The sequence below is a fragment of the Acidovorax sp. GW458-11-26-14-TSB4 genome, assembly GCF_059423865.1.
Genome location: NZ_JBWKYR010000025.1, coordinates 27,965 through 40,669, shown reverse-complemented (window position 1 = coordinate 40,669; position 12,705 = coordinate 27,965). Strand labels below are relative to the sequence as shown.

General features: G+C 65.2%; 8 protein-coding genes. 7 read left to right on the top strand and 1 reads right to left on the bottom strand.

Going from position 1 to position 12,705, the window contains the following annotated elements; all coding sequences use genetic code 11:
• Positions 1-7 precede the first annotated feature (7 nt).
• On the bottom strand, positions 8-1,336 hold the full coding sequence (locus AC07X5_RS28640) for a phenylacetate--CoA ligase family protein (RefSeq protein WP_409959538.1): 1,329 nt from the start codon (positions 1,334-1,336) through the stop codon (positions 8-10).
• 95 nt (positions 1,337-1,431) lie between these two features.
• Between AC07X5_RS28640 and tsaD the strand changes: the two genes are divergently transcribed.
• From tsaD to AC07X5_RS28605, 7 genes are all read left to right on the top strand, one after another.
• The gene (gene tsaD, locus AC07X5_RS28635; RefSeq protein ID WP_494772894.1) at positions 1,432-2,481 is read left to right on the top strand and encodes a tRNA (adenosine(37)-N6)-threonylcarbamoyltransferase complex transferase subunit TsaD; all 1,050 of its coding nucleotides are present in this window, start codon (positions 1,432-1,434) and stop codon (positions 2,479-2,481) included.
• Between the two features lie 150 nt (positions 2,482-2,631).
• Entirely contained in the window at positions 2,632-4,215 is a 1,584-nt protein-coding gene (locus AC07X5_RS28630; protein ID WP_494772893.1) for a bluetail domain-containing putative surface protein, read from the top strand.
• 151 nt (positions 4,216-4,366) lie between these two features.
• The gene (locus tag AC07X5_RS28625; RefSeq protein ID WP_494772892.1) at positions 4,367-5,929 is read left to right on the top strand and encodes a bluetail domain-containing putative surface protein; all 1,563 of its coding nucleotides are present in this window, start codon (positions 4,367-4,369) and stop codon (positions 5,927-5,929) included.
• A gap of 22 nt (positions 5,930-5,951) precedes the next feature.
• A complete protein-coding gene (locus AC07X5_RS28620) occupies positions 5,952-7,535 on the top strand; it encodes a bluetail domain-containing putative surface protein (protein WP_494772891.1) in 1,584 nt (527 codons plus the stop codon).
• 22 nt (positions 7,536-7,557) lie between these two features.
• Complete coding sequence (locus AC07X5_RS28615; RefSeq protein WP_494772890.1) at positions 7,558-9,129, top strand: bluetail domain-containing putative surface protein; 1,572 nt, start codon at positions 7,558-7,560, stop codon at positions 9,127-9,129.
• A 21-nt stretch (positions 9,130-9,150) separates the two neighbouring features.
• A complete protein-coding gene (locus AC07X5_RS28610; RefSeq protein ID WP_494772889.1) occupies positions 9,151-10,809 on the top strand; it encodes a bluetail domain-containing putative surface protein in 1,659 nt (552 codons plus the stop codon).
• 189 nt (positions 10,810-10,998) lie between these two features.
• Positions 10,999-12,681, top strand: coding sequence for a bluetail domain-containing putative surface protein (locus tag AC07X5_RS28605; protein WP_494772888.1), 1,683 nt, complete (start codon positions 10,999-11,001; stop codon positions 12,679-12,681).
• Positions 12,682-12,705: the final 24 nt, after the last annotated feature.

The window sequence follows — 12,705 nt, the reverse complement described above, 5'->3', positions numbered from 1 at the left end:
GCGGGTTCTATGGCTCGTAGGCGCGGTCCACGCGCTCGAACTCCTCGCGCTTGCGCCCGACAGGCCAGTCGATGCGGGCCAACTGCTCCACATGCAGGGGCAGGTCCGCCATGCCGTTGGCGGCAAACACCGCGCGCACGGCGGCATGCTCCTCGGCCGTGAGCGCGCGGGGCGCCTCGATCTCCAACTGCAGCGTGCCGTCCACATACTGCCGCATGCGGAAGGCGCGGATCGGCTCGATGCGGCCCAGCTCATCACCCAGAAAGGGCATGGGCAACGGGCCATTCGCGGTCTGCACCAGGTGCCGCGTGCGGCCGCCCATGCGCGCGATCACCGGCAGGGCCATGCCGCAGCCGCAGGGTGCGCCCCATTCGGCGATGTCGCCCAGCTCGTAGCGCAGGATGGGCATGGCAAAGCTGTGCAGGCTGGTCACCAGCACCCGGCCTGGTGTGCCTGCCGGGCAAGGCCGGCCCGCTTCGTCCACGATCTCCATCAGCGTGGTGGAGCCCAGCAGGTGCAGGTGCTCGTGCGTGGGGCACTGCAGGGCGATCCAGCCCGTTTCTTCGCAGGAATAACGGTCCACGATGGTCGCGCCAAAGGCCTGCCGGCACAGCGCCCGCTGGGCCGGCGTGACGCGCTCGGACTGCGAGATCACCTGCCGGATGGGCAACTGCACGCCGCGCGCCAGCGCCATGCGCGCGAGCTCTGCCGCCGCGAAAGGGCTGCACTTGAGGTAGTCGGGCCGCTCCTGCAGCAGCCAGTCGAGATGCGATTCCATGCCGTGCTGGGTGATGTTGCGCACCACGCAGGGGCCGCGCAGGCCCATGGCGGTGTACATGTCGCCCCAGCTGTCGCGGGTGCCGTCGGTAAGGCCCGTGCCCAGCACGGCGATCTTGCGCCGCGCATCGCGCTGGTGCCACTGGGCCTCGAGCCAGGAGATGGCGGCATACAAGGGCGCGTACATGGCGCTGGCCTTTTCCACGCGCACGGGCTCGCCCGTGGAGCCCGAGGTGACGGAGGTGGCCACCTCCTCGTCCTTGAGCCCCGGCCAGCGTGCGCGGGCCTGGGCGAAGTGCGCCTGCAGGTCGGCGCGCGTGAGCACCGGCAGGCGGGCAAGCACGGTGTGCGGCGGCACCTCTGCCGACCAGCCTGCGGCCTCCAGCCGCTGGCGCCAGAAGGGCGAATGCTGGTGCGCGTGGCGCATCAGCGTGTGCAGCTGGCGCTGCTGCAGGGCCTGGTACTCGGCGGGGGGCACGCGCTCCCAGGCACGCACCTGCTGGGCCAGAAGCAGCATCTGCGCCAACTGCGGGGAGTGGAAGTGGAGGGCGTCGGCCATGGAAGCGAAAAGAAAAAGGCGGTGCGTGCCTGCAATGCGTGGGGTTGTCCGATTGTGGCGCCTCGCGGCCCGCGCAAGCCCCCTACACTTGGGGCATGACGTTGTTGATACTGGGCATTGAGTCTTCCTGCGATGAAACCGGCGTGGCCCTGGTGGAAACGCGCGCGGACGGCCAGGTGCCCGCACTGCTGTCGCACGCGCTGCACAGCCAGATCGAGATGCACCAGGCCTATGGCGGCGTGGTGCCCGAGCTCGCCAGCCGCGACCACATCCGCCGCGTGCTGCCCTTGGCGACCCAGGTGCTGGGCGAATCCGGCAAGAGCCTGGCCGACGTGGACGTGGTGGCCTACACCCGCGGCCCGGGCCTGGCCGGCGCGCTGCTGGTGGGCGCGGGCGTGGCCTGCGCCCTGGGAGCTTCTTTGGGCAAGCCCGTGCTGGGCGTGCACCACCTGGAGGGGCACCTGCTCTCGCCCTTCCTGAGCGCCGACCCGCCCGAATTCCCCTTCGTAGCGCTGCTGGTCTCCGGCGGGCACACCCAGCTCATGCGCGTGGACGGCGTGGGCCGCTACGAGATCCTGGGCGAGACCATCGACGACGCGGCGGGCGAGGCCTTCGACAAATCGGCCAAGCTGATGGGTCTGGGCTACCCCGGCGGCCCCGCACTGTCGAAGCTGGCCGAGCAGGGCGACGCCACGGCCTTCAAGCTGCCGCGCCCGCTGCTGCACAGCGGCGACCTCGATTTCTCGTTCGCGGGCCTCAAGACCGCCGTGCTCACGCAGGCGAAGAAGCTCGGCGATGACCTCGAAGTGCGCAAGGCCGACCTGGCCGCGAGCACCGAGGCCGCCATCGTCGAGGTGCTGGTGAAGAAGACCCTGGCGGCCCTCAAGCAGACGGGCATGAAGCGCGTGGTCGTGGCCGGCGGCGTGGGCGCCAACCGCCACCTGCGCAAGCATCTCAACGAGGCCTGCGCCAAGAACAAGGTGCGCGTGCATTACCCCGAACTGCACCTGTGCACCGACAACGGCGCCATGATCGCTATGGCGGCTGCCATGCGTTTGGAATCGGGGCAGCAGCAGGCCTCGACCGAGTATGCCTTCGACGTGAAGCCGCGCTGGCCGCTGGATTCGATCACGGCTGTGGCCTGAGCCCGTGGCGGCAGCCTGTGCTGTCGGTTCGCTGCCGCCCGGCGCAGGGCCGTACGATAGGTTGCAAAATGTTTTTTTGTGACGACTGACACACGGGCCTGCCCGTGAGCCCCCTACGCTTCGCGCATCTTTGCTGCTTTGGAGTGCGCGATGCCTGCAGTCATCTGGCCCATGTACGACCCCGTCATCCTGTTGAATCGTGCGTTCAACGACCAGGCCCCCTCGAATGCCTTGTTCCAAAGCCAAACAGTGGCTGCCGGTACGACCTCCGTGAGCAACACGGCTTTCGCATTGCAGTTCGGTGCCAGCTTTGCCAGCCTGACGGAGGAAGCGCTGTCCGCCAGAATCCTCGGCAACATGGGCGTGCTGCCCAATGCGGGGCTGCAAGCGGCGGTCAAGGACTATCTGGTCGCCGTGGGCAAGGCGAACGTCGGTATCGTCGCACTGCAATTGGGGCAGATCCTGTTGAACCTGGAGAATGCAACCGGTGATCAGGCCGCCTACAGCGCGGCTGCCCTGGCGTGGAACACCGAGCTGGCGGCCTCGTACAACTACTCCGCCAACCCCGCCAACATCTGGCCCTCGCCCATCGGCCCCATCGCCCCCAGCCTGCCAGGCGTGACGCTTTTGCTGACCTCCGGCGATGATGTGATATCGCCTGCAGCCGCAGAAGCCAAATTCAAGTCCACGGTCCACAGCGACACCGTCCTTGCGCCCACCGCGGGCTTTCTTTCGACGGCGGATGTGATCGATGGTGCTGCGGGTACCGACACCCTGAAGGCGACACTGGCGGCGGCAGCAGTGGTCTCACCCACGCTGACCAGCGTGGAAAACGTCTTCGTCAAGGCGGGTGCGGGGGCCGAATTCAGCGCCTCCAGCGCAACCGGTCTGATGCACCTGTGGGTCGAGGCCGCCGCGGGCCCAGCCACCTTCTCGGGTGTAAACCTGGCGACATCCGTCGGTATCCAGAACTCGGGCGCTGGCGGTGCCTTGACCGCGAAGTTTGCCGGTGCGTCGGGCTCCGCCGACTCGGCGAACCTCGTGTTCGCGGATGCCACGGGCAATGACGAAATCATCGTGGCAGGCGTCGAAACCCTGAACGTGCACAGCGGTGTGGGCCTCGTTGCGGCCACCACTGCCAACCAGGCCCGCATCACCTCCGCCCAGGCCGAGAAGATCGTCTTCACCGGCGACCAGGCCCTGACCACTACCGTGACCGGGGGCAAGGTGACCGCCATCGACGCATCGGGGCTCCGGGATACCCTGGATGTCACGCTTTCCGGTACCTCAGGGGTCTCCATTGCACTCAATGCCCTGGCAGCACACGCCGTTGCCCTGGGGGATGGTGCCGACACGGTGCGCATCACCGGCCTGGCTGGCACGGCGGCCAAGGACTTCGGCCTCGTCACCGCGGCCACGCTGGCCGCTTCGGCCATCCAGGTGACCGGTTTCGCGAGTGGTACCGATGCGATTCGGCTGACCAGCGCCAACCCCGCCACCAAGGCCGCACCCGGCAGCGGCGAGCTGGCCAGCATCGCCGCATCCTCCTCGCTGCTGACCGCGGCGACACTGGCCGCCACCACGGCCGGCGCCAACACGGCCATCGCTTTCCGCTATGGAGCGGACACCTACATCCTGGTGAACGACGGTGCTGCGGCCTTTGGTGAGAACGACAGCCTGGTCAAGCTGACCGGTGTGACGGCGCTGGCCGATGCATCCTGGGCTGTGGCCTGAGGTGCCTTGTACTGCGACTTTTGTGTAATCGCTGCTGGAAGTGGCGCAGGCGCGTGCCAGGTTTCAAAATGTTTTCTTGTGACGGCTGGCACATGGGTTGGCCGGCTCGCCCAGATACGCTCCATGCACTTTTGTTGTTGTGGAGTTGGCGATGCCCAAAGTGAGCGGAACATATCCTCTGTACGAATACGTCGATATTCTGAACCGCGCGTTCCACGATGCGTCCCCGTCCAACGCGTCGTACAACAACCAGGTAGCACAGCACACCTCGATTGGAAGCAAGGCGTTTGCGCTCCAGTTCGGCGCCAGCTTTGCCGGCCTGACAGAGGACGAGTTGTCCGCCAAAATTTTGGGCAACCTGGGTGTGCTGCCCAACACAGGTCTGCAAACCGCCGTCAAGGAATATCTGGTTTCGGTAGGCAAGGCCAATGTCGGCATCGTTGCCCTGCAATTGGGCGACATCCTGTCGCGCCTTGAGGACGCCACGGGCGACATGGCCGTGTACAAGGCTGCGGCGGTGGCATGGAATGCCGAACTGGAGGCGTCGTTTGCGTATTCAGTCAATCCCGCCAACGTCGTTTCTTCACCCGCGGGCCCTCTCGGTGATTTTGGCAAGACCGTATCGCTGACGTCGGGTGATGACGCCATCACCTCTGCGCAGACCACACCCTGGGGAGACACGATCCTGGCGCCTCTCAATGGCACGTTGTCCAGCACGGACGCCATCGACGGCGGCTTTGGCATCGATACCCTCAAGGCCACCCTGGCAGCAGATGCAGTGGTGGCGCCCACGCTCAAGAGCGTTGAAAAGGTGCTTATCACCGCAGGTGCAGGAGTCGAGTTCAGCGCGACTGGTGCGACCGGCTTGACGGACTTGAAGGTCGATGCAGCGGCAGGCCCCGCCACATTCTCCGGGGTGGGTTTGGCCACCACTGTCGGTATCCAGAACTCCGGCCCAGGGGGCGCCCTGACCGTGAAATTTGCCGGTACCGGCGGACCTGCCGACTCCGCGCAGGTCGTGTTCGCGGACGCGATGGGCAACGACGAAATCATCGTCGCAGATATCGAAACCCTGAATGTCAATAGCGCGGCAGGCACCTTGGCTGCCATCACGACGAATCAGGCCCGCATCACGGCTGCCCAGGCTGAGAAGATCGTCATTGGAGGCGGCCAGGCACTGACCACCACCGTGACGGGCGGCAAAGTGGCCGTGGTCGATGCATCGGCCATCTTCAGGGCCAAACTGGACCTGACGCTTGCAGGAACGCAGGGTGTTTCCATCGCCCTGAACTCCCAGGCCGCGCACAAGGTCACCCTGGGCGCTGGCGCCGATACGGTGTCCATCATCGGCCTGGCGGGCCTCGCGGCCCAGAACATGGACCTCAGCACAGCAGCCACGCTGGCTGCTTCGGCCATTGAGGTGATTGGCTTTGTGAGCGGCACGGACAGGGTGCAACTGGCCAGCGCCAGCATTGCGGCCAAGGCCGCACCCGGCAGCAGCGAGCTGGCCAGCATCGCCGCATCCTCCTCGCTGCTGGCCGCCGCGACCTTGGCCGCCACCACGGCCGGCGCCAACAAGGCGATTGCCTTCCGCTATGGAGCGGACACTTACATCCTCGTGAACGACGGTGCTGCTGCGCTGGGTGAAAACGACAGCCTGGTCAAGCTGGCCGGCGTGACGGCCTTGGCCGATGCCTCGTGGACCTCGGTCTGATCGGCCTTTTACGGAGCTTTTGATGGCACAGAACTTTTTCGATGAGCCCTACGTTGTTGCGACGATCCTGAACCGGGTGTTCAATGACCAGTCGCCTACCTACCCCGTGTTCACCAAGCAGGTGGCCATGGCCGCGTCGAATGGCATCAACGCCTTTGCCTTGTCATATGGCGCCGCCTTTGCCGGCCTGACGGAAGACCAACTGTCCACCAAACTCCTTGGCAACCTGGGCGTGCTGCCCAACGCGGGCCTGCAGACCGCTTTGAGGGACTACCTGGTATCCGTGGGCAAGGCCAATGTCGGCATCGTGGCCCTGCAGCTGGGCCAGATCCTCTCGGGTTTGGAACAGGCCACGGGTGATCTGGCGGCGTTCAATGCCGCGGCTGTGGCATGGAAAAAGGAACTGGTGGATTCCTACAACTACTCCAGCAATCCTGCCAACTCATGGAGCGGGCCACCTGAGGAGGAGGAGCAACCCGTCACCGGCGTCACCTTGGTGCTGACGGCCGGCGATGACTCGATTTCGCTCACGGCGCCTGAGGCCAAATTCAAGAGCACTGCCAACAACGACACCTTCCTTGCGCGCACTGCGGGGCTCCTTGCAACCGCCGATGTGATCGATGGCGCAGCGGGTGTCGACACGCTGATTGCGACCCTGGCCGCTGGCAGTACGGTGGCTCCGCAACTTCGCAACGTCGAGAAAATCTTCATCACCGCAGGATCAGGGGCCGAATTCAATGCCCGAGGTGCCACCGGCCTGCAGGAACTTCGGATCGATGCTGCCGAGGGCCCAGCCACGTTCTCCGGTGTCCCACTGGCCACCGTCGTAGGCATCCAGAACTCCCTTACCGGCGGCGCCTTGACCGTGAGCTTCAGCGGCGCTTCGGGCCCCACGGATGCCGCCACCATCGTGCTGGCCGATGCCACGGGCAATGACGAAATCGTCGTGGCGAACATCGAATCCCTCACTGTGAGGAGCACTGCCGGCACGGTGGCCGCCACCACGGTCAACCAGGCCAAGATCAGTGCGGCCCAGGCCCAAGGGATCGCCATCCTTGGCGACCAGGCCCTGACCACCACGGTGACCGGCACCCAGGTGGCCGTGGTCGATGCAACCGCACTGACCAAGGCCCTGGGGCTGACGCTCGCAGGCACAAATGGCGTTGTCGTGTCGCTCAACGCCCAGGCCGCGCACAAGATCAACCTGGGCGCCGGTGCCGACACCGTGAAAATCATGGGCCTGGCGGGCGCCGAGGCCAAGGACATCAATCTCGGCACATCGGCCACGCTGGCGGCTTCGGCCATCGAAGTGACCGGCTTTGCTGCCAGCGGCACCGACTCGATCCAACTGGACGGCGCCAAGGGGACAGTGAAGGCCGCCCCCGGAAGTACGGAGCTGGCCAGCATCGCGGCGGCTTCTTCACTCCTGGACGCAACGGCCCTGGCCGCCACCACGGCAGGCGCCAACAGGGCCATTGCCTTTCGCTACGGCGCGGATACCTACATCCTGGTGAACGACTCCGCGGCTGCACTGGGTGTGAACGACAGCCTGGTCAAGCTGACCGGTGTGACGGCGCTGGCCGAAACCTCGTGGACCTCGGCCTGATCGGCTGTTTGCGGAGCTTTTGATGGCACAGAACTTTCTTGATGATCCCCTCGTTGTCACGACGATCCTGAACCGGGTGTTCAACGACCAGTCACCTGCCTACGCGGTGTACAACAACCAGGTCGCAAGGGTCGCATCGAACGGCACCCATGCGTTTGCGCTGTCATTTGGCTCTGGCTTTACCAGCATGACGGAAGACCAGTTGTCCACCAAGCTGCTTGGCAACCTCGGCGTGCTGCCCAACGCGGGCCTGCAGACCGCGCTGCGGGACTACTTGGTGTCCGTGGGCAAGGCCAATGTCGGCGTTGTGGCCCTGCAGCTCGGCCAGATCCTCTCGGGGCTGGAGCACGCCACGGGCGCCCCATCGGCGTTCAATGCGGCCGCCGTGGCATGGAACAAGGAGTTGGTGGATTCCTACAAATACTCGAGCGACCCGTACGGCGTCAGCGCAGGGCACAGTCCGCCCGTGACGGGTGTCACCCTTTCGCTGACTTCCGGTGACGATGCGGTATCGCCTGCAGCGGCAGATGAAAGGTTCAAGACCACGGCCGACAAGGACACGATCCTGGCAACCACCGCGGGCTTTCTCTCGACGGCGGATGTGATCGATGGCGCGGAGGGTCTCGATACCCTCAGGGCGGCCCTTGCAGCCGCAAGCAAGGCCGCCCCCGTGCTGCGCAATGTCGAGAAGGTCTACATCACCGCAGGCGCGGGGGCCGAGTTTGGCGCCGGGGATACCGCCGGCCTGCAGGAACTCCGGATCGATGCCGCGCAGGGCCCCGCCACTTTTTCCAACGTAGGCCTGGCCACCAATGCAGGCATCCAGAACTCCCTGGCGGGCGGTGCCTTGACCGTGAACTTCAGCGGTGCCTCGGGCCCCATGGATACGGCCCGCATCACGCTGGCCGATGCCACGGGCAATGACGAGATCATCGTGGCGAACATCGAATACCTGGTGGTAAGCAGCACAGCCGGCACGGTCTTCGCCACCACGGTCAACCAGGCCAGGATCACAGCTGCTCAGGCGGAAAGCATCGTCGTCCTTGGTGACCAGGCTTTGACCGCGACCGTGACTGGTGCCAAGCTGTCCGTGATCGATGCGTCGGTCTTCACTTCGGCGCTGGACCTCAGGCTGGCGGGTACTCCTGGGGGTGTTTCCATCACTGTCAACGCCGAGGCCCGCCATAAAGTGACCTTGGGCGAAGGAGCCGATGCCTTGTCCATCAAAGGCCTGGCAGGCGCTCTGGCCAAGGACATTGACCTGGGGTCGACGGCCACACTGGCCGCATCGACCATCGAGGTAAGGGGCTTCGCGAGCGGCACCGATGTGATCCGACTGCATGGGACCTCATCGACAGCCAAGGCAGCCCCGAGCGATGCTCAGTTGGCCAGTATGGCAGGGGCAGCCTCGCTGCTGGACGCTGCGTCGCTGGCCGCCACCACCGCGGGCGCCAACAAAGCCATTGCCTTCCGCTATGGTGCCGACACCTACATTCTGGTCAACGATTCCGCCGCGGCGCTCGGCGCCAACGACAGCCTGGTCAAGCTGACCGGCGTGGCGGCGCTGGCCGATGCCGCTTGGGCCTCGGCCTGATGGCCTTTTTTGGAGCTCCGGATGGCACACAACTTTCCCGACGATTCTTTTGTCGCCGCGACGATCCTGAACCTGGCGTTCAACGACCAGTCGCCTTCCTACACCGCCTACAACAACCAGGCAGCCTGGGCTGCAGCGAACGGTATCCGGGCTTTCGCCCTGACCTTCGGTGCGGGCTTTGCCGGGATGACCGAAGACGCTCTGTCCACCAAACTTCTGGGCAATATGGGCGTGCTGCCCAATGCGGGCCTGCAGGCCGCCTTGCGGGACTATCTGGTGTCTGTCGGCAAGGCCAACGTGGGCATCGTGGCCCTTCAACTGGGGCAAATCCTTTCCGGGCTGGAAAACGCCACGGGCGATCAGGCCACGTACGCGGCGGCTGCGGTGCGATGGAATGAGGACATCTTCTCCTCGCACACCTATTCGAACAACCCGGCGAATTTTCCGCCGGCCATGCCGATAGGGGTCGGTCTCGCGGGTGTTACCTTGGCGCTGACCATGGGCGATGACTCCATCTCGCCTACTGCAGCACTGGCCGGGCTCCGGTCGACGGACTATGGGGACACCATCATGGCAACCACTGCGGGCCTGCTGTCCAGTGGTGACTCCATTGATGGCGGTAGAGGGGTTGACGCGCTCAAGGCCACGCTGGCGGCCGATGCGACCGTCGAGCCGATGCTGCAGAACGTCGAGCATGTGTTCCTCCAGGCAGGCGCCCATTCGAAATTCATGGCGACTCAGTCGACCGGCATCACCGAGCTGTGGCGGGAGGCTGCGGCAGGTCCGGCCGAGTTCTACGGCGTGGACCTGGCCACCACCGTCGGCATTCGCAACTCCGGCAGCGGTGGCGCACTGAGCGTGGTCTTTGCAGGCACGGGCGGCAGCGCAGACGCTGCGACGCTGGTGTTCCTGGGTGCCGCTGGCGACGATGAGGTGATCGTGGATGCTGTTGAGAACCTGGGCATCAAGAGCCAGAAGTCCGGCGCAGCCAATACGGTCAAGATCACGGCCAACGCCGCCGAAAAGATCTCCATCCTGGGTGACCAGGCCTTGACGACCACCGTGAAGGGTGCCCATGTCTCGGTGATCGACGCCTCGGCTTTCACGGGCGCGCTGACCCTGGCGTTTGCTACCACAGGCCTGACGGCGGTCTCCATCAGCGGCGGCACGCGTGGTGATACCTTCACCATCGACGACACATCAGGGGCGCGGGTCGTCGTGGAGGCCGGCCATGGCGCCGACACCATCTCCATCGGCGCCCACAACGCCCATCTGATCTCCCTGGGGGTGGGTGCCGACACGCTGAACATCACCGGCTTGGCCGGCCCTGCGGCCAAGGACATCGATACCGGGACATCGGCCAGCCTGGCGGCTTCGGCCATCGAGGTGCGGGACTTTGCCAGTGGCGCCGACCTGCTCCGGCTGACAGGTGCTGCGTCCACGGCCAAGGCCACCCCTGGCAGCGTGGAACTGGCCCGCATTGCCGCAGCGCCTTCGCTGCTGGAGGCAACGGCCCTGGCCGCCACCACGGCAGGTGCCAGCAAAGCGATTGCCTTCCGCTATGGTGCCGATACCTACATCCTGGTGAACGATGGCGTGGCTGCGCTCGGCGCCAACGACAGCCTGGTCAAGCTCGCCGGCGTGGCAGCGCTGGCGGACGCGACGTGGGCCATGGCCTGATCGGACGCGAGGGCGATCCTTTCCGCACAGAGCCCGGGCTGGTCGCGTGTTCGTGGTGGCCGTGACCCTTGTGGGCAGACGGCAGTGGTTGGTGTCAAAAAGTTTCTTTGTGACTGCTGCCACACCCTGCTGGCGGGACGCACCTTAGGCTCACAGCGCACATCACAACACTACTCACTGGAGGAACGCATGCCTGTCCAAGTCTCTGGCACCTATGCCGACGTCACCATGCTCAACCGGGCATTCAACGACCAGTCCCCTTCGCACAATGTCTATGTCAACCAGGTGGCGGCGGTCGTGCCCATCGGCATCACGGCCTTTGCCCAGCGGTTCGGTGCCGGCTTTACTGCGCTGACCGAGGATGCGCTGTCCACCAAGCTGCTGATGAACTTGGGCGTGCTGCCCAATGCGGGCTTGCAGACTGCCTTGCGGGACTATCTTGTGTCTGTCGGCAAGGCCAATGTGGGCATCGTTGCACTGCAGTTGGGGCGCATCCTCTCGGGGCTTGAAAACGCCACCGGTGATCTGTCTGTGTATGCGGCGGCCGCGGTGAAGTGGAACGAAGAAGTGACGGCTTCGCATGCGTATTCAAGCAACCCCGCGAATTCCGGGCCGATAGTGTCGCCCGGGCCCGATCTCCCTGTGGGTGTGACGCTGTCGCTCACCGCGGAAGCGGACGCCCTATCGCCCTCGTCTGCGCAGGCCAAGTTCAAGACAACGGCCTATGACGACACCATTGTGGCGACCACTGCCGGCTTCCTGTCCACCGCCGACTCCATCGATGGCGCAGGCGGGATGGACACGCTCAGGGCCACGCTGGCCGCGGGTGCGACGGTGGCACCCACGCTGCAGAGTGTGGAGCGGGTGTTCATCCAGGCAGGAGCAAAATCGAAATTCGGGGTGTCCGGCGCAACCGGCATCACGGAGCTGTGGCGCGAGTCCACAGCAGGTCCTGCCGAGTTTGACGGCGTGGACCTGGCCACCACCGTCGGTATCCGCAATATCAATGGCACTGGTAGCGGCGGGAGCGGTGCACTGACGGTGGCGTTTGCGGGAACCAGCGGTAGCGCAGACACTGCGAACCTGGTGCTCTTCAGGGCTGCTGGCAATGATGAGGTGATCGTGGACGCGGTTGAGAACCTGAACGTCAGGAGCCAGGGGTTCAGTTCCACGGACGGAGCCGCCAATACAGCCAGGATCACCGCCAACGCGGCCGAAAAGATCGTGCTCACCGGCGAACAGGCCTTGAAGACCACCGTGGTGGGCGCCCAGGTCTCGGTGATCGATGCCTCGGCGCTGACCGGCGCGCTGTCCCTGGCGTTTGCCACCACGCAGAGGGCCGTTACCATCACGGGCGGCAAGGGGGCAGATACCTTTGTCATCAACGATGCCTCTGGCGCCCAGGTGACCATCGCCGCGGGAGACGGAGCTGACACGATCACCGTGGGCGCCGCCAATGCCCACAGCATCACCCTGGGCGGTGGCGCCGATACGCTGAACCTCACCGGCTTGGCGGGTGCCGCCGCCAAGGATCTGGAGACCAGTTTCTCCGTCGGGCTGGGCTGGTCTGCCATCGTGGTGACCGACTTCGTGAGCGGTACCGACAGGCTGGTGTTGGCGGCCGAGACTGCGACGGCGAAGGCGACACCGACCAGCCTGCAACTGGCTGGCATTTCCGATGCATCGTCCCTGCTGGACGCCACGGCCCTGGCAGCCACCATGGCGGGCGCCAACAAGGCCATTGTCTTTCGTTACGGGGCCGACACCTACATCCTGGTGAACGATGCTGTGGCGACCCTGAACGCCAACGACAGCCTCGTCAAACTGGCCGGTGTGTCGTCATTGGCAGACGCCTCATGGGCCTCGGCCTGATCGGCCCTTTTTCCGGAGCTTTTT

What these genes read in the sequence shown, in the direction of transcription:
- AC07X5_RS28615 (WP_494772890.1), top strand. Translation starts at nt 7,558, where the DNA reads ATGGCACAGAACTTTCTTGATGATCCCCTCGTTGTCACGACGATCCTG.
- tsaD (WP_494772894.1), top strand. Translation starts at nt 1,432, where the DNA reads ATGACGTTGTTGATACTGGGCATTGAGTCTTCCTGCGATGAAACCGGC.
- AC07X5_RS28640 (WP_409959538.1), bottom strand. Translation starts at nt 1,336, where the DNA reads ATGGCCGACGCCCTCCACTTCCACTCCCCGCAGTTGGCGCAGATGCTG.
- AC07X5_RS28620 (WP_494772891.1), top strand. Translation starts at nt 5,952, where the DNA reads ATGGCACAGAACTTTTTCGATGAGCCCTACGTTGTTGCGACGATCCTG.
- AC07X5_RS28625 (WP_494772892.1), top strand. Translation starts at nt 4,367, where the DNA reads ATGCCCAAAGTGAGCGGAACATATCCTCTGTACGAATACGTCGATATT.
- AC07X5_RS28605 (WP_494772888.1), top strand. Translation starts at nt 10,999, where the DNA reads ATGCCTGTCCAAGTCTCTGGCACCTATGCCGACGTCACCATGCTCAAC.
- AC07X5_RS28630 (WP_494772893.1), top strand. Translation starts at nt 2,632, where the DNA reads ATGCCTGCAGTCATCTGGCCCATGTACGACCCCGTCATCCTGTTGAAT.
- AC07X5_RS28610 (WP_494772889.1), top strand. Translation starts at nt 9,151, where the DNA reads ATGGCACACAACTTTCCCGACGATTCTTTTGTCGCCGCGACGATCCTG.